Origin of the sequence: Burkholderia stabilis (genome assembly GCF_001742165.1) — a bacterium.
Lineage (GTDB): Bacteria > Pseudomonadota > Gammaproteobacteria > Burkholderiales > Burkholderiaceae > Burkholderia > Burkholderia stabilis.
This window is the reverse complement of the sequence record NZ_CP016444.1, coordinates 620,894-641,776: the sequence shown is the minus strand read 5'-3', so window position 1 is coordinate 641,776 and position 20,883 is coordinate 620,894. Positions and strand designations below refer to the sequence as shown.

The following is a 20,883-nucleotide window of genomic DNA, read 5'->3' as shown; positions in this document are numbered from 1 at the left end:
TCCTTACGTTCAAATTTTGGAAAAAGATTACCCGGCGACACGTTGCTCCGATCCGTGCGGAGCGAGCAGCGCCCGAATCTCGACGAACCGGCCGCTCGTCAGGCGTTCATCCGGCGCCGGATGAATGAGGTCGAACACATCTGCCGCACGCCGCTCCGGCGATACCGCATAGCCCGGCGTGCGGAATCGCTCGTTCAATCGGGCATGCTCCGGAAACTCCGCGATGCGCGGGCTGAACACGATCTCGCGCGATAGCGCGGTATCGACGTTGCACATGCCCAGCACCGCGAAAAACACGTCGGGATACTCCTCGGCGTAGACCCCGCACAACGCCAGCAACGCGGCCTTCGATACGCTGTACGGCAGCATCCCGGCGCGAAACCGCACCCCCGCGATCGATGCGGACGCAACCACTACCCCGGGACGCACCGGCAGCGCCATGAACGCATCGAGCAGCAGCTTGTTCGCCACCGTGTTCACGGTCAGCGTCCGTTGAATCTCGTCGAGCGAACATTCACGAGCGCGCCGGGGCGCCGCCCCGGACACGCCCGCATTCAGGTAGACGACGGACACACCGTCTTGCGCGATGGGTGCGAACGCCCCGTCGAACAAGTCCGTCGTCTCGTCGAGCGTCTGCAGGTCGCACTGCCTGAAAACCATCCTTGCGTGCGCCAGCAAAGCATCGGGTCGACGCCGGGCAAGCCCGTACACGGTCCAGCCTCGATCCAGATAGTGCGCGGCCAGCGCGTGCCCGATCCCGTCGCTGACGCCGGAAATGAAAACGCTCGCCACGTCACCCTCCGTCGTTCCGATGCCTGCCATCCCGCCCCTGAGCGATCGTGCTCAAAACTTGCCCGCCACGAATCCGCCGTCGACGGATAACAGCGTGCCCGTCACGTACGAAGCCTGTTCGCTCAGCAGCCACAGAATCGCGGCCGTGATTTCCTCCGGGTTCGCGAAGCGCTTCATCGCGGTCGACTGGATCTTCTCCTGCGTCGATTCCGGGTTCGCGCGCAGCCGCTCCTCGGTATTCATGCCGCCGAGCGTCGGGCCGGGACACACGGCATTCACGCGCACCACGTTCTGGCCTTCCGTCGGATTCGCGCTCTCGATCGCGGCAACCTGGGTCAGCATGTTCAGCGCCGCCTTGCTGGTCGAATACGCGCTTTGACGCGGCTGGCCGAGCACACCGCCACAGGACGACACGTTGACGATCGACGCGCGCTCGTGCCGCGCCATCAGGCGGATTTCATGCGACATCAGCAACAGCGGGCCGACCAGGTTGATGTCCAGCACGCGCTTCCATTCCTTCAGGTCCAGCTCGCGAACCGCGGCGCGCTTGGTCGTCACGCCGGCGTTGTTGACCGCGAGATCGAGGCGGCCATGGCGGGATTCGATCAGGTCGAAGAGGCCGGCAACCGCGTTCTCGTCGGTGACGTCGGTTGCCACGTAGCGTCCGTTCTCGCCGAGCAGTTCCTGCGCACGACGGCCGTCGTCCTCGTTGCGTCCGGTCACGTAGCAGAACGCGCCCGCGTCGACCAGCGACTGCGCGGCGCTCAGGCCGATGCCACGCGTGCCGCCCGAAATCAGTGCAACTTTTCCGTTAAATGTCATGTTCAGTTCTCCTGGTATTTCATCTGAATGATTTGAGGCCGAAGATAGCGAGGGTTGACGCAGCAGAAGACCCGATCCGCCAGCGGCTCCTTCTTGTCTCGCAGACAATACGAATCCCACCGGCAGCGATCGACTTCGGCCGCGCGCCCCGACAATTCCTTCCACACGAAATGGTGATCCGCAACGATCGCGCGCCCGAAGCCGATGAAGTCGGCATCGCCGCTCGCGACAATCGCCTCGGCCGTCGCAAGGCTGTCGAGGTTGGCCGCGAAGCCGATGGGCAGCCGCGTCGTCCGCTTCAGGAATCGCACCGCATGGCGTGACAGCGCCAGCGAGTAGTCGCGGTCCGCGAGAAACTTCCCGAACGTTCCGGCCACGCCGGTCGCGCAGGTGATCGCGTCGGCGCCCGCCTCCTCGAGCGCCGCGACCACGTCGCCCAGCTGCTCGACCTGCAACCCGGCCTCGCCAAAGCCGTCGTCGATCTGCAGGCGCACGAAGATCGCTGCGCGATCGGCGGCCAGCGCACGCACGCGTTGCACGATTTCCAGCAGAATCCGCGCGCGGCCAATGGGCGACCCGCCCCATCGGTCGGTGCGACGATTCGTTCGCGGCGACAGGAAGCTGCTCAGCAGATAACCGTTGGCTGCGTGGATCTGCAGCACCGGCGCGCCGATCGACAGCGCCTGGCGAGCCGCCTCGCAAAAGTGGTCGATGTACTGGCCGATCTGTTCGTCGCCCACCGACGTGACGTCGCCTTCCACCGCGTGCCCACCGTCGCCGGTCGCGGGCGCGTGAACGCCGTAATGCTGAAGCTGGACGCCCAGCGGAAAGCCGAGGCGCCGCGCGGCCTCGAAGACCGGACGCAGATCGTCGGCGTGCGACGGGGACGTCAGCTTCAGGCTCCGGTCCGTGTACTGCGAATCCGGATCGACCGACGAATTGCCGAGGAATCCGAAGCCGCATCCGCCCTGCATGATCGACGCGTAGATGTCGAAGAATTCGGGCAGCGGACGCCCCGTCGGATCGCACACGTCGAAACCGACGGACGAGAAGTACATCCGGTTCGGTACGATCAGGCCGGACCCGATCGCGAGCGGCATCGTCAGGTTCTCAAAATGACTCATTGGCATGGCAGCGTGCTCGACCATCCGTTCAACGCACCGCGAAGCCGCGCTTGATCATTTCCTTCAGGCGCTCCAGCTCCGCGTACTCGACGTGACCGAAATCCCACGTGATGCCGTCCTCGTCCTGGCCTGCGCGCGTGACGGGTGCCTTGAAGCAGATGTCGCCGTCATAGATGACCGTCAGGAGCGCATTGGACGCGTCGCCGAATTTGGCGGCGCTGGTCACGCACGACTGCTTGCCGATCTTCCTGAGCGCGACGATCGACTGTCCCAGCCCGTCCGACGTGAGCAGCGAGATGACCGGCGCGCTCGGCAGCGGCGCGAAATGCTCGGCGTCGAACAGGCACGCATTGCGCGCGAGCTTGAACTTGTCGAGCCCGATGACGGGCGCCACCGAATCGATCCGTGCGATCAGCGCGCCGCGCTGATAGAACGACGACGAGTAGCGCACCTCGTGCGGCTGCAGGTCGTCCGTACCGGTCAGGTCGTCGATCACGATCTCGATCGAATACATCAGCTCCGCGTACGCAAGGAATTTCGCGTTGAGCTCGCTGAGGCTCACGGTCACCTTGCCGAGCGCATGCTTCGAGTACGTGTACAGCTGGTAATAGATCGCCTGCCGCGCCGCTTCCAGCAGCATGATGCCGGGCACGTGCTCGTGCGGCTTCCGGTAGAAGAAGTAGTGATCCGCGAGATTGACGAATTCGAAGCTCGTCGAGCGCGCCGACACGCCGTGGTGCGTCAGGAACCCTTCGATCGCATCGTCGCCGACCGGTACGTCCGCGTGCGTGCGCAGGCTGTCGATCACCTGGTGCGGCACGCCGCGAATGACGTCTTCCTTCGCGACATCGGCGAACGGCTGCCCGGTCGCGAATCCGCGCTCCGGCGCCGCACGCAGGATGCGCCCGCCGGCGCCATCGGATTCGTAGAGGCGTTCGAGCGCGGCCACGTCGCCGTCCGGGTGTTCGCGCGCCGCCGGCGACACCAGTCGCGACGGCAAGACCTTGCGCGGACGCGTCAACAGGACGTCGTTGGTCGAATTCTTGTGAAGGAGCTTCGGAGAGATTGTCGTCGTGCTGGTCATCTTTCTGCTCTACAGTGCGATTTCAACGTTGTATTCCTTGATCCAGCGATTCATCCACAGCGCCATCTCCAGACCGCCGCGGTTATACGGCTGACTGATTTCGGCGGGTGCGCGCTCCAGCAGTGCGCGTACCTTCGCGCGATCGATCAGGTCGAGAATCGGCGCGGCCGGATCGTCGAGCACGTCGGCCAGCTCGGCGCGCAGCCCCTGCTCGTACGCGCCGTCCTGCGTCGCCGGGTACGGCGTCTTCACCCGGTTGAGGACGCTGTCCGGCAGCAGCGGACGGACGGCCTCGCGCAGCAGGCTCTTCTCCCGCCCGTCGAACGTCTTCATGTGCCACGGCACATTGAACACGTACTCGATCAGCCGGTGGTCGCAGAACGGCACGCGCACTTCCAGCCCGACCGCCATGCTCATCCGGTCGTTTCGATCCAGCAGTGTCTGCAGGAAACGCGTCAGCGCGAGATACGACACTTCCCGCATCCGGCGGTCCTGCTCGGATTCGCCGTCGAGCACCGGCACTTCGCGCAGCGCGTCCTGATAGCGATCTGCCCGATAGGTATCGCGATCGAGAGACGCCACGAAGTCGGGCGCGAGCAGCTGGATGCCGCCGAAATAGCGCGACGAACCGGCGGTCAGCCACGGGAACGTCTCCGCCTTCAGCGCGGCCGGATTCCGGAACCACTGATAGCCGCCGAACACCTCGTCCGCCGCCTCGCCCGACAGCGCCACCGTCGAATGCTCGGACAGCTCGCGAAACAGCAGATACAGCGACGGCCACATGTCGCCCCAGTACGCGGGCGGCGCATCCACCGCGTTCAGGATGCTGCCGCGGACCGATGCATCGAGCATCTGGTCGCTGCGCAGCAGCAGTTCCGTGTGGCGCGTGCTCGCGTGCGCAGCGAGATCTCGCGCGAACGGCGCGTCGGGCGAACCCCGCACGCCGTCGGCCGTGAACGCGTCGACGTTGTGCTGGAAGTCGACCGAGTACGACGCCAGCGCGCCGTCGGCCATCTGCCGCGCCGCGATCGCGGTCACCGCCGACGAATCGAGACCGCCGGAGAGCAGCGTGCAGATCGGCACGTCGGACACGATCTGGCGCTGGATCGTGTCCGACAGGATGTCGCGCACGGTCGCGATCGTCGTCTGCTGGTCGTCGCGATGCTCGTTGGCCTCGAGGCGCCAGTAGGTCTCCTTCCTGAGCCCGCTGCGGTCGAGGATCACCAGGTCGCCCGGGCGGACCTCGAACAGGCCGTCGTAGACGGTCAGCTCCGGCGTCTTGATCATGTCCAGCAGCTCCCGGAAGCCGTTCGCCGTCACGCGCGGCTTCACGAGCGGATGCTGGAACAGCGCCTTCGGCTCCGACGCGAACACGAGCCCGCCGTCGGTCGGGAAGTAATAGAGCGGCTTCACCCCCAGACGATCGCGGATCAGGATCAGGCGCTCGCGCTGGCTGTCCCAGATCGCGACGGCGAACATGCCGTTCAGGTGACGCGCGACGTCCTCCTTCCAGTGCAGATAGCCCTTCAGCAGCACCTCGGTATCGCTGTTGGTCTCGAACGTATAACCGGCGCGCTGCAGTTCGGCGCGCAGATCCTTGAAGTTGAAGATCTCGCCGCAGAAGGACACCACCGCCTTCTGCCCTGCGCGATCGATGGCATGCATCGGCTGCGCGCCATAGGCGAGGTCAATGATCGCGAGCCGCCGATGGCCGAGCGCGACGTGCCCGTCGAGCCACGTGCCGTGCGCATCAGGACCGCGATGCACGAGCGAATCCGTCATCGCCTCGATGAGGCGACTCGGTTCGGGAAAATTTCGTTTGAAATCGATCCAGCCGGCAATGCCGCACATATTCGCCCCATAATTTAGTTAATCTAAGTATTATTCGTGCTCTCTACCGCTTCATGTTCCTGCTTCGCCATCCCGTTTCGTCCTCGCGAAACGCGACCGCCTGCGACTGTTGCTACGCGACTTCCAATGCCACTTCCACCGGCGCCAGCACCCGGGTCTTCGACAGGTCCGCCAGCAGCGCGCCCCACGCCAGTCCCACGCCGAATCCGCACATCACGACACTGCGGCGCGCCTCGTCGTCCTCCTCGTGACGACGGGACAGGAGCAGCGGAATGGACGTCGAATTCGTGTTGCCGATGCCGTCGACGTCGACGGGCAGCCGCTCGGGTGTGACGCCGAGCCGGTTGCGGATGTAATCCAGGATGAACCGGTTCGGCTGGTGCAACGCGAACAGATCGACGTCTTCGAGGCGCTTGCCCTGGCTCCCGAGCAGCGTATCGATCACTTCGGGCACGCGGCGCAGCGCGAAGCTCATGACCGCGGCGCCGTCCATCTTCAGGCAGCGGATCGTGCCGGTGCGCTCCCCTGTCTTCTCGTACTGAAGGTTCACGCCGAGCAGGCTCCGGCCGCTGCCGTCCGCGCCGGACACAAAATGCAGCGTCTCGTCGCCCGCCGTGATCAGCGTGGCCGACGCCGCGTCGCCGAACAACATGCGGACCTGATGATCCTGATCGTCGACCAGCCGCGTATTGATGTCGCCGGTACACAGCAGCACGTTCCGGCACGCCCCCGACGCGACGAGCGAAGCAGCCTGGACCAGACCGCTCACGTAACCCGCACAGCCGGCGTTGACGTCGACGACGAAGCAGTCGGTCGGGAGCTCGAGCCGGTGATGCACCGCGTATGCGCAACCCGGGCTCCAGTCGTCCGGCGTCTGCGTCACGACGATCAGCCCGTCGATCTCGCCCGCGTCGATTCCCCAGCCGTGCATCAGGTGCGCCGCGGCCGCGACGACCAGGTCGCTCGTCGTCATGCCGGCCGCCGTGCGGATCGAGCTGATGCCTGTCCCGCGCACGATCCGCGCGACCTCGCGTTCCCCATAGATCGCCGCGAACTCCGCCTCGCCGATCGTGCCGGACGGCAACGCCGCGGTGATCGCCTTGACCGAAATGCCGGAAATCGTCCTGGAAGCCATGTTCAACTCCCTTTCAGTTTCCGGACCAGGTCGACGAGATCGGAAACAGCGCCCAGCTTTGCCACATCCGGCAGGGTCAGTTGTTTCCCCGTGTGCTCGGTTACCAGCGCCACCACCGACAAAACGGCGAAAGAATCCCACTTTTCATTACCGCTCAAAATCGTGGCCGGCTCGAGGTCAGCGGGATCGATATCCAGCGCTTTTGCAATTTGGGGTCTCAGGTTCTCGAAATTCAACTGCATGGCAATGCCCTCTCTTGAATAATATTTGGATATTGCTGGCTACACGTCGCTACCCTCGTCGATGCTCCGTTCGTTGGGCCGGGAATATCCCGGCACCGGTTTTCAGTCGATCGAGGTCAGCGCCGGCTGCTTGTCGTCCACGCCGGAACGTTCTGTTGCGACGGGCGCCGGCTTTTTACGGCCGAATACGATAGCGGCGGCAAACCCGAGCAGCAGCGGCGCGATGGTTCCGTAGAGCGTGACCCAGCCGAAGCCCCGCGTCAGCGCGGCGCGTCCCACGGCGACGGGAATGCCGCCGGCATCGGCCGCCACGAAGTTGCCCGCCGAAACCGCGTCGACCAGGTGACGGCTCTGCGCGAGCGCCGGCAGCGCATCAGCCACACCCGCCGACACGCCCTTCACCAGCACGAAGCCCATGATCGCGATGTTGATCGCCAGCGAAATCATTCGCGCGCTGAACTCCATGCCGGACGCCATGCCCGCCCGCTCCGGCGGCAGCGACCCGGTGGCGGTATTCGTCACTGGCGTGTTGGTCAGCCCGAGACCGATGCCCGCCACCAGGCAACCCGGCAGCAGCGTGATCCAGCTTGCGTGCCCGGCCGTCGCGACCAGGTGGATCAGCAGGAAGCCGGCCGCGATCGTGAACAGCCCGACGGGAATCACGAAGTTCGGTCCGCGCTTGAGCAGCAGCCGCTCGGCCACCGGCGGCACGACGACCGTCGGCAGCGTGTACGCCAGCACCGTCAGGCCCGCGGCGACACTGCTGTAGCCGAGCACCGCCTGCAGATAGATCGGGAAGTAGATGACGAACGGCCAGAAACTGAAATTCATCCCGCACGCGCCGAGCAGCGCACCCGAGAAATTGCGGACGCGAAACGCCTTGAAGTCGAACATCGGCCGCGCAACCCGGTTCTCGACGACGACGAACAGGATGAAGCTGACTACGGCGATCGCGAGTGCACCCATGCCGACCGGATTGCCGACCTCGGGCTTCTGCCCCTGAGTGATCAGATACACCAGGCAGAACACGGAAAGCGACAGGGTCGCCATCCCGCCGATATCGATCTTGAGCGCATGCGGATCGGACGACTCGACCACGCCGGCGCGGGCGAGCGACACGGCCAGCACGGCGATCAGCACGTGAATCAGGAATACCCATTCCCAGTTGGCGAAGCTCGCGATCAGGCCGCCGACGATCGGCCCGAAGCCCAGCCCGAGCCCGAACACGACGCCCCACCACGCGAATGCCACACCACGCTCCGGGCCGCTCTGGAATTGATGGGACAGCACCGCGACCTGGCACGACAGCATCGCCGCAGCGCTCACGCCCTGCAGGAATCTGGCTGCGATCAGCAGCGGCGCGCTGGACGCCAATCCGCAAATCAGCGACGCGATGCCGAAGACCACGATGCCGATCGTGAAAACGCGCTTGCGTCCGAAACGATCCGCCAATGCGCCCATCGCCACGAGCGACGAGCACATCGCGATCGTATAGGCATTCATGATCCACTGAAGCTGCTTAAAATCAGCCGGCAATACATGCTCCAGTGTCGGAAGAATAGAAGGGACGCTGGTAATTTCCAGTCCCAGCATGACTGCCGACAAGCAAATCGCCGCAAGTGCAATCTTGTTTTTCAACGATACGTCGACGGACATTTTATATCGACTCCATAACTTTAACGAACCGGATAATAACAGTGAGTTTCAACATTTCAATCTGACAAATAAAAATTTCTGCGATAACAAAACCTAATAGACCATAAAAAATAAGCTTATAATCGCCATCCATATTTTCACCTCGTAAATTCGACAGTTCGCCACTGCGATTAATTGACTTTCTTCACGTCCGCACCGGTTAACCCAGTAATAAAAATGCAATAGTTCTCCTGGCAAAGATCGCTGGCTTATAAAAGCATTACAGCCACCCACGGCACGGTTAATCGGAATTCAAGGGGAAGTGAAGGAACGCGCCACAGTTGGCGATTGAGCCGGGCTGGCCCGCGTACGGATCGGTGCGGAAGCCCGCCGGCATCAAACGGAAGAGCGAGCAGCGCGTGTCGCGACAAATGCGCTCGGGAATGGAATCCGGCAGCCGGGAATCCGCCGGTCGCGGCTGCGCCGCTGAAGATCTGGAACCTGCCCGCCCGTTCGCGAACGCGATGCGACGAAACGGCGAGCAGGTTATGTGGACGTCGTGCCCGGCAACGTCAGGCACGCATCCCGCGATGCGTCTGCCAATGCGCTTCCGGCATCACCGAGTCGCGTGTGGTCTCGGCCAGCACCTGCGCCAGCATTGCCTTGTCGAGCGGAACGCAGTACGCCGGCCGCCGCCGCTCGAAACGCCATCCCTCCGTCAGCGGCCCGGCATCGACCGCGTCGTAGCCAAGGCGATCCATCAGCGTGATCGTCGTGCTGCGCGCGTCGGGGTCGTCGCCAGCGATCGGCAGCGCGCGGCGGTCCGGCGCACCGGCGGGCCGCGCGTCCGGCACCACTTCCTCCACCAGGATGGCATTGAACGCCTTGACGACGCGCGATTTCGGCAGATGATGCGCAAGCACGTCGGCGGTTGTCATCGCCCCGTTCTCGAGCTCGGGCAGGAGACCGAAATACGGGAAATAGTTCTGCGGGTTGAGCACGATCTTGCCTTCGAGCGGCGCTGCCGGCACCGCGCGAAAGGCCTGCAGCGGAAGCGCCGCGAACACGATATCGCCGTAAGCGGCGGCCTCCTCCACCTGCCCGACTTCGCAGCCGAGCGACTTGCGCAGCCCCTGAATGGTTTCCGGCCCGCGCGAATTGCTCAACATGACCTGGTAACCGGCGCGCGTGGCCAGCCATGCGACCGACTGCGCCATACGGCCGGCGCCAATGATTCCGATCTTCACACTCTCTCCTTTTTGGAATTTTCATCCGGCCGCGCATCGAGGTCCTGCTACGCCCCAACACGACACGGATAAACGACGGCTCGCCGCCCCGACACAACGCCCGGGTGACGGTCGAGTTGTCCATGTTACGAAACAGAGCCGTCATCAGACAATGCTATGATCGAAGATAACAATGACAGCAATTCTTTATAGATCATGAGCAAATTGATCTTGGACGTCGACGCCATTCAGGCATTCGTGACCATCGCGGAATTCCAGAGCTTCACGAAGGCGGCGGAAGCGCTCGGCACGCAGCAAGGCGCGATCAGCGTGAAGCTGAAACGTCTGGAACAACGCCTCGGCCACAAGCTGATCGAACGCACTCCGCGCGTCGTGCGGCTGTCCGCCCAGGGCGCGCTGTTCCTCAACGCCGCGCGCGAATTCCTCGCCGCCCATGACCGCGCGGTCGCTGAACTGTCCGCCGAGCGCCGCCACTTCAGGCTCGGCATCGCCGAGCACGTGGCCGGGCCGGAAATTCCGGTGTTGCTTGCGCGCCTGTACGAACGCGACCCGGCGTTGACGATCGAGGTGCGTCTCATGAATTCCCGCACCTTGCTCGATGCCTTCGACAACGGCGATCTCGACGCCGTGATCGTCCGCCAGGGAGACGACCGCCGCGACGGCAGCGACCTCGGCCCGGAGAATTTCGGCTGGTTCGCCGCGCCCGGCTTCACTCACCGCCCCGGCGAACCGCTCCGGCTCGCGGCGCTGGCACCCTGCTGCGGCGTGCGCGACATCGCGATGCGCGCCCTCAACGACGCGGGCATCAGCTGGACCGAGGTATTTCTCGGCGGCGGACACGCAGCGGTCATGGCCGCCGTGTCGGCCGGCCTGGCGGTAGCGGCCTTCTCGTGCCGACTCGCACCGCCGGACACGATCGAGGTCAGCGAGCGCTTCGGCCTCCCCGAGTTGCCGCCATCGAGAATCGTCCTGCATTCGACGCTGTCGGACCAGCGCTCCCGCGAAGCGCTGCGCACGCTCGCCGCGACCTATCGGGAACATCGCGCGTCCCGCCCTGCTCCGGTGCAACGCGAGACGCCCATCATCGATCCCGAACACGCCGCGGCGTTTGCGCCGATCGCGCAAGCCCGCACCGAACTCCTGCATACCTGACGACGAGTCGTGCGCCGCGCGCAGTGCATGTCGCATCGCGTGAGCACGCGGCCCCGGCCCGCAGCCCGACACCTGGCCACGCGTCTTCCCGCACGCTTTCGCGACGGTGCGGTATACGCCGGCCGAAAGCGCGCTCATCCTGCCGCCGGCGTCGACTGCCATCCGCCCGCCAGCGCCTTGTACAGCGCGACGGTCGCTGCCGCGCTACGGATCCGGCCGTCTGCCGCCGCATCCTGCGCCTGCAACAGCGTGCGCTGCGCGTCGAGCACCTCGTAGTAATCGATCGCGCCGGCCGCGAAGCGCGTCTGCGCGAGCTGCGCGGCGCGTGCGCTGTCCGTCGCCGCACGTTCCAGATGCGTGGTTTCGTCACGCGTGCGCGCCGCGCGCAGCAGCGCATTCTCCGTGTCCTCCAGCGCGAGCAGCACCGTCTGCTGATACTGCGCAAGCTGCCCCGCGGCGTCGGCGCGGCTCTCCGCGATGCGCGCGCGCACGCGGCCGATGTCGAGGAACGACCAGTCGATGCCGAGCGCGATCAGGTTCGTATCGCTGCCTGCGCGGAAGAACCCGTAGCTGCTCGTCGCGCTGCCGAGCAACCCCGACAGCGTGAAGCGCGGAAACAGGTCGGCCGTCGCGACACCGACGCGCGCGGTCGCCGCGTGCAACCGCGCTTCGGCTGCCGCGATATCGGGGCGCCTGCGCAGCAAGTCGCCCGGCGTGCCGGGATCGATGTCGGCGGCAAGCGTCGGCATCGGCACGGGCGTGCCCGGCGATACGGCCGCCTTCGGCCAGTCGAAACGGCCGATCAGCGCATCCGGCGTCTGCCCGGTCAGCACGGCGAGCCGATGCTCGTCGACGCCGATCGCCGCTTCGTACACGGCGATCCGCGACGTCGTCGATTCGTATTGCGCCCGCGCGCGCGCCGCGTCGAGTTCGGACCCGCGCCCCGCGCCGACGCGCGCATTGATCAGCGCGAGCGTCTGCTTCTGGTTGTCGGCGTTGTCGCGCGCAATCCGCAACCGCTCCTGCGAGCCGCGCAGATCGACGTAGGTACTTGCCACCTCGCCGGCGATCGCGACGCGCACCGCGCGCACGTCCGCCGCACTCGCCGCCGTTTCCGCGCGCTGCGATTCGATCGAGCGCCGCACGCGGCCGAACAGGTCGAGCTCCCACGCGGCATTGATCCCGATGCTGGACGTCGGATTATCGCGCTGGCTGCGCGGCGCGCCGAACGCCTGATCCTTGCTCAGCAACTGGTGGCCGATCTGCCCGCTCGCGGTAATCGTCGGAAAGCGGTCGAACTTCGCATGCGCGAGCAACGCGTTCGCGGCGTCGTAGCGCGCGATCGCGAATCGCAGGTCCTGGTTCGCCGCCAGCGCCTGATCGATCAGGTGGCCCAGCACGGGATCGCCGAACCCGCGCCAGAACGCCGCGTCGGCATCGGCCGATGCGGTGGCCGGCTCCTGCCGGGCCGACGCCAGCCGCTCGTCACGCACGAAGCGCGACGCTGCCGGCGTCGCGGGCCGTTCGTAGTCCGGCCCGACCGCGCATGCGGCCAGCGCCATTGCGGCGGCAATCATCGGGAATCGCATCAGTACGCTCATTGGAGTTCCCCTTCGAGCGTCACCGGCTGCTCGACCCAGGCGGTCGATTGCCTGCCTCCCGCCAGCGTGCGGATCACGACATAGAACACCGGCGTCAGGAACAGACCGAACAGCGTCACGCCAAGCATCCCCGCAAACACCGTGACGCCGGTGGCCGCGCGCACTTCGCTGCCGGCGCCCGAGCCGATCATCAGCGGCACCGACCCGGCAATGAACGCGACCGACGTCATCACGATCGGGCGCAGCCGCAACCGGCACGCTTCGAGCGCGGCCTCGACGATGCCCTTGCCGTGGATCTCGAGCTCGCGCGCGAACTCGACGATCAGGATCGCGTTCTTGCACGCAAGGCCCATCAGCACGACGAGCCCGACCTGCACGAACACGTTGTTGTCGCCGCCCGACAGCCACACGCCGAACAGCGCCGCGGCCATGCAGACCGGCACGATCAGGATCACCGCAAGCGGCAGCGTCCAGCTCTCGTACAGCGCCGCCAGCACCAGGAACACCAGCATCACCGCGAGCGGGAACACGACGATCGCCGCGTTGCTCTGCGTGACCTGCTGGTAGCTGAGGTCGGTCCATTCGAGCGTGATGCCGGGCGGCAACACGTCCTTCGCGATCTGCTGGAGCTTCGCGATCGCCTGCGCGGACGACAACACGGCCGGGTCTGCTTCGCCGATCAGGCCGGCCGCCGGATAGCCGTTGTAGCGCACGACCGGATCGGGTCCGAAGGTCGGCGTCACGGTCACCATCGAGCCGATCGGCACCATCTCGCCGTTCGCGTTGCGCACGCGCAGATTTGCAATGTCCTCGACGCTCTGGCGGTGCGCTGCGTCGGCCTGCGCCATCACGCGGTAGACGCGGCCGAACACGTTGAAGTCGTTCACGTAGACGGATCCCAGATAGACCTGCAGCGCCTCGAACAGGTCGGTCAGCGCGACGCCCTGCGCCTTCGCCTTCAGCCGGTCGACCTTCACCTCGAGCTGCGGGATGTTCGATTGATAGGTGCTCACCGGATAATGCATGCCGGGTGTCTTCGCAACCGCGACCTGGAACGCGTTGACCGCGTTCTGCAGCACGCCGTAGCCGAGCCCCGCGCGATCCTCCAGATAAAGCGCGTAGCCGGAGCCGTTGCCGAGCCCCTGGATCGGCGGTGGCATCAGTGCGTACGCGAAGCCGCCCTTGATGCCGGCAAAGCGTGCGTTCAGGTCGGCATTGATCTGCGCGGCGCTGCGCTTGCGCTGGTCGAACGGCTTCAGCAGGATGTACGAGCTCGTGATGTTCGGCGTGTTCACGACCTGCAGCGCATTCATGCCGGCGAACGCGGGCATCATCTCGACGCCCTCCGTCTCGTGCGCGATCTTCACCATCTGCCGCACCACCGCATCGGTGCGCGACAGCGACGCGCCTTCCGGCAGCTTCGCGCCGGCGAACAGGTACAGCTTGTCCTGGATCGGGATGAAGCCGCCCGGCACCGTCTTGAACAGCAGCGCCGTCGCCGCGAGCAGGCCGACGTAGACGACGAACACCGCGCCGCGCTGCTGGAAGGTGCGCCCGACCACGCCGTGATAGCGATCCGAGCTGCGCAGGAAGAAGCGGTTGAACCCCCGGAACAGGCGGCCGAACAGGCGTTCGAGCACGCGCGACAGCGCGTCCGGCGGCGCATCGTGCGGCCGCAGCAGCTTCGCGGCGAGCGCGGGCGACAGCGTCAGCGAGTTGATCGCGGAGATCACCGTCGAGATCGCGATCGTCACCGCGAACTGCTTGTAGAACTGGCCCGTGACGCCCGACAGGAACGCCATCGGCACGAACACCGCGCACAGCACCAGCGCGATCGCGATGATCGGCCCCGACACTTCCTTCATCGCCTGATGGGCGGCATCGCGCGGGCTCAGCCCCTGTTCGATGTTGCGCTCCACGTTCTCGACGACGACGATCGCGTCGTCGACGACGATCCCGATCGCGAGCACGAGCCCGAACAGCGTCAGCGTGTTGATCGAATAGCCGAGCAGCAGCAGCCATGCGAACGTGCCGACCACCGACACCGGTACCGCGACGAGCGGAATGATCGACGCGCGCCAGGTCTGCAGGAACAGGATCACGACCAGCACGACAAGCACGACGGCCTCGATCAGCGTGTGCTGCACCGCGCGGATCGATTCGCGCACGAACACCGTTGGGTCCCACATTGGCTTGTAGGTCAGCCCCGGCGGAAACCGCTTCGCCAGTTCGTCGAGTTTCGCGTACACCGCCTTCGCGACCGCGAGCGCATTCGCGCCCGGCGCCAGGAAGATGCCGACCGTCGCGGCGTCGGATTGATCCAGGTGCGCGCGCAGCGTGTAGTCGCCGGCGCCCAGTTCGATGCGCGCGACGTCGGACAGCTTGACCACCTGGCCGTCTGCGCCGTTCTTCAGCACGATGTCGCCGAACTCCTGGGTCGTGCGCAGCCGGCCGCGGACGTTGATCGACATGAGGAAATCGGTGGCCTTCGGCGACGGCTCCGCGCCGAGCTGGCCCGCCGACACCTGGACGTTCTGCTCACGCACCGCGGCGATCACGTCGCCCGCAGTCAGCCCGCGCGACGCGAGCCGGTTCGGATCGAGCCAGATCCGCATCGCGTAATCGCCGGAACCGTGCAGGCTGACATCGCCGATGCCGGGAATGCGCGACAGTTCGTCTTTCACGTGCAGCGTCAGGTAGTTGCGCAGGTACAGCGGATCGCGGCTACCGTCCGGCGAGATCAGGCCGATATACATCAGCGGCGTCGGCGACTGCTTCTGCGTCGTCACGCCGTACTGCCGCACCTCGTCGGGCAAGCGCGACAGCGCCTGGCTCACGCGGTTCTGCACGCGCACCGCGGCCGTGTCCGCATCCACGCTCGGCATGAACGTGACGACGACCTGCAGGCTGCCGTCCGAGCCCGCAACCGACTTCATGTACATGATGCCTTCGACGCCGTTGATCGCTTCCTCGAGCGGCTCGGCGACCGACTCGGCGATCTCCTTCGGGTTTGCACCCGGATACGTCGCGCGCACCACGACGCTCGGCGGCACGACTTCCGGGTACTCGCCCGTCGGCAGCATCGGGATTGCGATCAGGCCGATCGCGAAGATGATGATCGACAGCACGACCGCGAAGATCGGCCGGTCGATGAAGAATTTCGAGAAATCCATCACGCCTCCGATCGTCAGCGGGTAATCGCGCGCGCCGCCGAATCATCGGCGGTCTGCACGGCCAGCGCCTTCGGCTTCACCGATGCGCCCGGATAAAAGATCCGCTGCAGGCCCTCGACGACCACGCGATCGCCGGACTTCAACCCGCTTTCGATGATGCGCCGGCCGTCGAGCTGGCGGCCGATCGTCACGTCGCGACGGAGCGCTTTGTCGCCCGGACCGATCACGTAGACGTACTTGCGGTCCTGGTCGGTCAGCACCGCCTTGTCGTCGATCACCAGCGCGCGATCGTCGCGTCCGCTCGTCAGCTGCACGCGCGCATACAGCCCCGGCGTAAACACGTGGTCCGGATTCGCGAGACGCACGCGCGCACGGATCGTCCCCGTCGCCGGATCGAGCCGGTTATCGAGAAAATCGACGGTGCCCGCGTGCGGGAAGCCGGTCTCGTTCGCGAGCCCGACGCTGACCGGGTTCGCGCCGATCGCGCGGCCGCGCGGATCGGTGCGCTGCGCACCGTAGCGCAGATAGCTCTGCTCGTCGCAGTCGAAATAGACGTACACCGGATCCTGGGACACGATCGTCGTCAGCAGCGTCTGGTCCGCGCGGGCGAGATTGCCCGCCGTCACGAGCGCACGGCCGACCCGCCCTGCGATCGGCGCGCGCACTTCGGTAAAGCCGAGATTGAGCTTCGCGTCCGCGACGGCCGCCTCCGCTGCGCTCAGATCCGCGCGCGCCTGCGCATCGGCGGCGCGCGTGTTGTCCAGTTCTTCCTGCGAGGTCGCGTGCGACGCGATCAGGGTCTGCGCACGTTTGTACTGCAGCTGCGCGAGGTTCGCCGTCGCGCGTGCGCGCTGCAGCTGCGCGTTCGCTCGATCGAGCGCGATCAGGTAAGGACGTTGATCAATGACGAACAGCACCGCGCCTTGCGCGACGCGATCGCCTTCCTTGTAGGCGACGCGATCGAGATAGCCGCTGACACGCGGCCTGAGTTCGACCGCATCGACCGCTTCGACGCGACCATTGAATTCGTCGGTGACGTGAACCGTGCGCGGCGCGATCGTCTCGACGCCGACCTCGGGCGCAGGCGGCGCCGCATCGTGCGCTTCCCCGTGACAACCCGCCAGCAAAACCAGCATGCCTGCCCACGACACCAGCATGCCCGCGGCCCGCAGGCGGCGTGCGCTTCCAAAACCTGAATGGCGAACCATAGCGTTAAGCAATGTTTGAATGAATTGGATTGATCTGAATATCCGGCTCTCTTCCGGATCGGCTGCGCTCGCCGCTACGCATGGTAGCCAGCCGGGGCGGCTCCCCGTGCACGTGCCGCCGCTCGGACGACGGCACGTGCGGAGTCAATGCTCATCGTGTGGATGCATTCTCCTCGCTATTCAATTCAGGAATGGTTGGTTCATGAGTCACGATGCGCAGCAGTAACGAATCGCCTGTCGCCGCGCCGCCCCTTCGGTCAACTCCGGGCCACCGGCGGCTCGGCGCCGCCGAGAATCCGTTCCAGCGCGAGTCCGAGCGCGAGCATGTCCCGGTCGCCGCCCGGCAATCCGGCGAACTCGATCCCGACCGGCATGCCGTCGCCCGCAAGTCCCGCAGGTAGCACGATGCTTGCCATGCCGACGCAACTGCCGAGCGCGACGTTGCGGCCCAGCGCATCGAATGCGTCGACCGTGCGCCCGCCGTCGATCGTCACTTCGGTTTCCTCACCGATCCATGGCGCACGCACCGTGGCAACCGGAAATGCCAGCGCGTGCACGCGGTGCATCCGCATGCGAGCAGCAACGATCGACGCGATCGTGCTCCGTTCGCGCAACGCCGCCTCATACGCTTCGCGCGAAGGCGCGCGCGGCGGCAGGATCATCGAATCCATCAGATTCTTCGTATTCGATGCGAGCGCCGCATACAGATCGTCGAACGAGACGCCTGTTTCGTGCCGTCGGAGAAAATCCGCGACACTGCTTCGCAACTCGTAAGCCACGATCGTCCCGACGACGCCGGGCGCACGCGCCACATCGTTCAGCGACGCGGCGATTTCCACGACCGATATGCCCGCTTCGCGCAGGCGCCCCAACGCACGTCGCGCGACCCGTTCGACTTCGGGATCGAGGTCCGCCCAAAACGCCGCCGGCATCGCGATGCGAATCCCGTTCGTGGCGCGCGGCTCGATCGGCCGCGCGTCGCGCGCGGCAATCTGGTCGAACAGCACAAGATCGTCGACGCGGCGGGCAAGCGGGCCGACCTGATCGAAGCGCCTGCTCAACGGCATGATGCCGTCGTCCGGGTAGCGTCCGCAGCTCGGACGAAAGCCCGCGAGCCCGCAAAAAGACGCCGGCAGACGAATCGACCCCCAGGTGTCCTCGGCCACGGCGAGCGGCGCCATCCCGGCGGACACCGCGGCTGCCGAACCGCCGCTGCTGCCGCCGGGGCTGCGCGCGAAATCGTATGGATTGCGAACCGCGCCGAAGGTTTCGTTGTTGCTGGTCCAGCCGAACGACAGTTCGTGCAGATTGGTCTTGCCCATGACGATCGCCCCTTCCTCGTCAAGCAGGCCGATCACACCGGCGTCCGCAGATGGCCTGAAGCCCGTCAGCGACAACGTGCCGTTCGACGTCGGAAGCGTACGCGTGTTGACGCTGTCCTTCACCGGAATCGGCAGGCCGTGGAGCCGGCCGAGCACGCCGCCCCGGCTGCGATGTGCGTCCGCCGAGCGGGCCGCCTGCAGCACCGCATCGCGATCCAGCGTGCGGAACGCATTGAGGGCGCTCCAGCGGTCCACCTGCTCGAGGAGCGTCGTCGCGTACCGCTCCGCGGTGAAATCGCCACGCTGCATCGCGGCGACGGCCTCGGCCGCCCCGAGGCCGAGTAACGCTGCATCACGCGGCGAAACGGCCGGCGCTGCCTGAAACGATGCGACTTCTGCCGTCGAACGAGCGGCAGCAGCCGTCGTGAAGCCCCGTGCGCTGAGCGTATCCATCACCTTCCTCCCCTCGACTGTTCAGAAACCCGGTTCCGGCTCGACGCCGGGATCCCGTGCCAGCTCAATGCGCGGCCGACCCGGCCACACCGCGATCGCTCCGATGTCGTGCGATCGTGAACGCCAATCCCGTCAGCACCAGCAGAATCAATGCGCCACCATAGAAATTGGCGACCTTCAGCAATCCGAACCGCGGCGTCATGTAGCCCGCGAGAATCGCCGGCAGGCTGTTCGCGAGATAGCTTTCGACATAGAAGGCCGCCATCAGCCCCGCTCGTTCGTGCGGTTGCGCGAGCGGCATCACGCTGCGCACCGCGCCGAGAAATCCTGACCCGAATCCGATCCCGGCGATCACCGAGCCGACGAGCAGGATCGCCGTCACGCCCAGATCCGCGCCTGCGAGGATCGCGGGAATGCCGATGAGCAGCGCCACCGCACCGACGATCAGCACCGGGAGCGGTTTGCGCAGGCGCACGACCAGGATGGCCACGCCACCGCTCAACGTCAGCGCCGCGACGCTCAACCCGCCGAGCCAGACCGATGCCGCGCCGGTCACCTTGCCGATCAGCGACGGCATCAACGACAGATAGAAACCACCGAGCGCCCACACTGCGACGTTGATCGGCGTGATCGCCAGCAGCTCGGCCCTGGCGCCCGGTGGCACCGAAATGCTCGGCCGCAACGACTTCAGCGCGCCGGGCCGGCCGCCCGACGTTTCCGGCGTGCGCCACGTCTGGAACAGCTGGAAAGCGAAGAGCGCCAGCAGCAGAACGAATACGAGATGTAGCGGCGCGGGCGCCAACTGCGCCAGCGCGGTCGAGCCGAGCGCCCCGAGCGACATGCCGCCCATCGGCGCCAACCCGTTGATCAGCGCGCCCCGCTCCCTGTCGAGATCGATGAGGGCCGCCCCCACGGACGCGGCCGCGAGCCCGGTCGCCACGCCTTGCAGCACGCGCGCCGCGATGAGCCAGCCTGGGCCGACCGCCGCCAGAAACAGCCCCATCGCGCCCATTTCGAGAACGAGCGCCGCGCTGATCACCGGGCGCCGGCCGATATAATCGGAAAGCGCCCCCGCCACGATCAGCGCGGACAGCAGCGACAGCGCATACACGCCGAAGATCAGCGTCAGCAGCATCGGCGAGAAATGCCATTGCGCCTGATAGAGCCGATAAAGCGGCGTCGGCACGCTCGACGCGGCGAGATAACCCACCAGCGTGATCGTGTGGGTCGTCAGCGCGGATGCGGTCGCAGCAGGCGCCGCGCCGGCGGGTGCTTCGGTTTGGGTGACATTCGACATGAGGTCGGCCGATCCACTAACGCAAAGAATGTGCTTTAATATAACGACGGCCGCGCGCAAATGCAAATATTTTGCTTTAGTGGCGTTCGTTGTTCGATGTGTTGCATGAAGGAATTGAATCGACCATGACGACGAGAAAGGGATTGCGGCCAGGTGGTCGCAGCGCGCGCGTACAGGAGGCCGTGCATCGCGCAGTCCGCGGCCTCCAGCAGGAAAACGGCCGGGACGGCCTGACCGTGCCGGCCATCGCGGCGCGCGCCGGCGTGACGCCGTCGACCATCTATCGGCGCTGGGGCGACCTGCCGCAGTTGCTTTCCGACGTGGCGATCGAGAATCTCCTGCCCGACAGTCTTCCGCCGGACACCGGCTCGTTTCGACAGGACATGGAGAACTGGCTGGCCCAGTATCTCGAGGAGATGTCGTCCGAGGTCGGCCGGACGCTGCTTCGTGATGTGCTGAACAGCACCGATCCGCTCAATGCGGGGCAATGCGCGCACTGTATCGAGGAACAGCTTGACCTCATGCGCGAACAGGCGCTGGCGCGCGGGGAAACCCCACCGACTTGCCAGACCTTGATGGACTATCTCATCGCGCCGCTGGTCTACCGGATCCTGTTCGCGACTGAGACGCCGGCGTACGCGTTTGCGCAGGGGTTGCTGGATCGGGTGCTGGCGCGGGTTGTCGAGATCGAGGCGTGAGGGGGCAAGTGTTGACGTGCACCCGTAATGGACTCGTCCGGGCTCGT

General features: G+C 65.8%; 16 protein-coding genes. 2 read left to right on the top strand and 14 right to left on the bottom strand.

Going from position 1 to position 20,883, the window contains the following annotated elements:
- Positions 1 to 27 precede the first annotated feature (27 nt).
- From BBJ41_RS35365 to BBJ41_RS35325, 9 genes are all read right to left on the bottom strand, one after another.
- The gene (locus BBJ41_RS35365; protein ID WP_197680921.1) at positions 28 to 792 is read right to left on the bottom strand and encodes an SDR family NAD(P)-dependent oxidoreductase; all 765 of its coding nucleotides are present in this window, start codon (positions 790 to 792) and stop codon (positions 28 to 30) included.
- 51 nt (positions 793 to 843) lie between these two features.
- Positions 844 to 1,614 (bottom strand): SDR family NAD(P)-dependent oxidoreductase, encoded by a 771-nt coding sequence (locus BBJ41_RS35360; RefSeq protein ID WP_069750950.1) that lies wholly within the window; start codon positions 1,612 to 1,614, stop codon positions 844 to 846.
- A 2-nt stretch (positions 1,615 to 1,616) separates the two neighbouring features.
- A complete protein-coding gene (locus BBJ41_RS35355; RefSeq protein WP_069751466.1) occupies positions 1,617 to 2,744 on the bottom strand; it encodes an oxidoreductase in 1,128 nt (375 codons plus the stop codon).
- 22 nt (positions 2,745 to 2,766) lie between these two features.
- Positions 2,767 to 3,822, bottom strand: a complete 1,056-nt coding sequence (locus BBJ41_RS35350; protein WP_069750949.1) for an AfsA-related hotdog domain-containing protein — start codon at positions 3,820 to 3,822, stop codon at positions 2,767 to 2,769.
- A gap of 9 nt (positions 3,823 to 3,831) precedes the next feature.
- On the bottom strand, positions 3,832 to 5,673 hold the full coding sequence (gene asnB / locus BBJ41_RS35345) for an asparagine synthase (glutamine-hydrolyzing) (RefSeq protein ID WP_069750948.1): 1,842 nt from the start codon (positions 5,671 to 5,673) through the stop codon (positions 3,832 to 3,834).
- 112 nt (positions 5,674 to 5,785) lie between these two features.
- Positions 5,786 to 6,808, bottom strand: coding sequence for a 3-oxoacyl-ACP synthase III family protein (locus BBJ41_RS35340; RefSeq protein WP_069750947.1), 1,023 nt, complete (start codon positions 6,806 to 6,808; stop codon positions 5,786 to 5,788).
- A gap of 2 nt (positions 6,809 to 6,810) precedes the next feature.
- Complete coding sequence (locus tag BBJ41_RS35335; RefSeq protein ID WP_069750946.1) at positions 6,811 to 7,050, bottom strand: acyl carrier protein; 240 nt, start codon at positions 7,048 to 7,050, stop codon at positions 6,811 to 6,813.
- 102 nt (positions 7,051 to 7,152) lie between these two features.
- Positions 7,153 to 8,706: an MFS transporter gene (locus tag BBJ41_RS35330; protein WP_069750945.1), complete on the bottom strand. Its 1,554-nt coding sequence runs from the start codon at positions 8,704 to 8,706 to the stop codon at positions 7,153 to 7,155.
- A gap of 551 nt (positions 8,707 to 9,257) precedes the next feature.
- Entirely contained in the window at positions 9,258 to 9,932 is a 675-nt protein-coding gene (locus BBJ41_RS35325; RefSeq protein ID WP_069750944.1) for an NADPH-dependent F420 reductase, read from the bottom strand.
- 195 nt (positions 9,933 to 10,127) lie between these two features.
- On the opposite strand from BBJ41_RS35325, the gene BBJ41_RS35320 reads away from it, so the two are divergent.
- Positions 10,128 to 11,084, top strand: coding sequence for a LysR substrate-binding domain-containing protein (locus tag BBJ41_RS35320; RefSeq protein ID WP_083282112.1), 957 nt, complete (start codon positions 10,128 to 10,130; stop codon positions 11,082 to 11,084).
- Positions 11,085 to 11,218: 134 nt separating this feature from the next.
- On the opposite strand, the gene BBJ41_RS35315 is transcribed toward BBJ41_RS35320, so the two are convergent.
- The 5 genes from BBJ41_RS35315 to BBJ41_RS35295 all read right to left on the bottom strand — a co-directional run bounded on the left by BBJ41_RS35315 (position 11,219) and on the right by BBJ41_RS35295 (position 20,204).
- Positions 11,219 to 12,685 carry an efflux transporter outer membrane subunit gene (locus tag BBJ41_RS35315; RefSeq protein WP_069750943.1) on the bottom strand — a complete coding sequence of 489 codons (1,467 nt, stop codon included), beginning with the start codon at positions 12,683 to 12,685 and terminating at the stop codon, positions 11,219 to 11,221.
- A complete protein-coding gene (locus BBJ41_RS35310; protein WP_069750942.1) occupies positions 12,682 to 15,858 on the bottom strand; it encodes an efflux RND transporter permease subunit in 3,177 nt (1,058 codons plus the stop codon). Before BBJ41_RS35310 ends, BBJ41_RS35315 begins: the two co-directional genes overlap by 4 nt.
- 14 nt (positions 15,859 to 15,872) lie before the next feature.
- On the bottom strand, positions 15,873 to 17,066 hold the full coding sequence (locus BBJ41_RS35305; protein WP_069750941.1) for an efflux RND transporter periplasmic adaptor subunit: 1,194 nt from the start codon (positions 17,064 to 17,066) through the stop codon (positions 15,873 to 15,875).
- A 257-nt stretch (positions 17,067 to 17,323) separates the two neighbouring features.
- Entirely contained in the window at positions 17,324 to 18,841 is a 1,518-nt protein-coding gene (locus tag BBJ41_RS35300; protein ID WP_069750940.1) for an amidase family protein, read from the bottom strand.
- A gap of 64 nt (positions 18,842 to 18,905) precedes the next feature.
- Positions 18,906 to 20,204 carry an MFS transporter gene (locus BBJ41_RS35295; protein WP_197680920.1) on the bottom strand — a complete coding sequence of 433 codons (1,299 nt, stop codon included), beginning with the start codon at positions 20,202 to 20,204 and terminating at the stop codon, positions 18,906 to 18,908.
- A 59-nt stretch (positions 20,205 to 20,263) separates the two neighbouring features.
- Between BBJ41_RS35295 and BBJ41_RS35290 the strand changes: the two genes are divergently transcribed.
- Entirely contained in the window at positions 20,264 to 20,836 is a 573-nt protein-coding gene (locus BBJ41_RS35290) for a TetR/AcrR family transcriptional regulator (RefSeq protein ID WP_069750938.1), read from the top strand.
- The last annotated feature ends 47 nt before the right edge of the window (positions 20,837 to 20,883 follow it).

Bases quoted from the DNA above. Each gene is read 5' to 3' on its own strand.
- BBJ41_RS35360 (WP_069750950.1), bottom strand. From the start codon at position 1,614: ATGACATTTAACGGAAAAGTTGCACTGATTTCGGGCGGCACGCGTGGC.
- BBJ41_RS35355 (WP_069751466.1), bottom strand. From the start codon at position 2,744: ATGCCAATGAGTCATTTTGAGAACCTGACGATGCCGCTCGCGATCGGG.
- BBJ41_RS35350 (WP_069750949.1), bottom strand. From the start codon at position 3,822: ATGACCAGCACGACGACAATCTCTCCGAAGCTCCTTCACAAGAATTCG.
- asnB (WP_069750948.1), bottom strand. From the start codon at position 5,673: ATGTGCGGCATTGCCGGCTGGATCGATTTCAAACGAAATTTTCCCGAA.
- BBJ41_RS35340 (WP_069750947.1), bottom strand. From the start codon at position 6,808: ATGGCTTCCAGGACGATTTCCGGCATTTCGGTCAAGGCGATCACCGCG.
- BBJ41_RS35335 (WP_069750946.1), bottom strand. From the start codon at position 7,050: ATGCAGTTGAATTTCGAGAACCTGAGACCCCAAATTGCAAAAGCGCTG.
- BBJ41_RS35330 (WP_069750945.1), bottom strand. From the start codon at position 8,706: ATGTCCGTCGACGTATCGTTGAAAAACAAGATTGCACTTGCGGCGATT.
- BBJ41_RS35320 (WP_083282112.1), top strand. From the start codon at position 10,128: ATGAGCAAATTGATCTTGGACGTCGACGCCATTCAGGCATTCGTGACC.
- BBJ41_RS35315 (WP_069750943.1), bottom strand. From the start codon at position 12,685: ATGAGCGTACTGATGCGATTCCCGATGATTGCCGCCGCAATGGCGCTG.
- BBJ41_RS35310 (WP_069750942.1), bottom strand. From the start codon at position 15,858: ATGGATTTCTCGAAATTCTTCATCGACCGGCCGATCTTCGCGGTCGTG.
- BBJ41_RS35305 (WP_069750941.1), bottom strand. From the start codon at position 17,066: ATGGTTCGCCATTCAGGTTTTGGAAGCGCACGCCGCCTGCGGGCCGCG.
- BBJ41_RS35300 (WP_069750940.1), bottom strand. From the start codon at position 18,841: ATGGATACGCTCAGCGCACGGGGCTTCACGACGGCTGCTGCCGCTCGT.
- BBJ41_RS35290 (WP_069750938.1), top strand. From the start codon at position 20,264: ATGACGACGAGAAAGGGATTGCGGCCAGGTGGTCGCAGCGCGCGCGTA.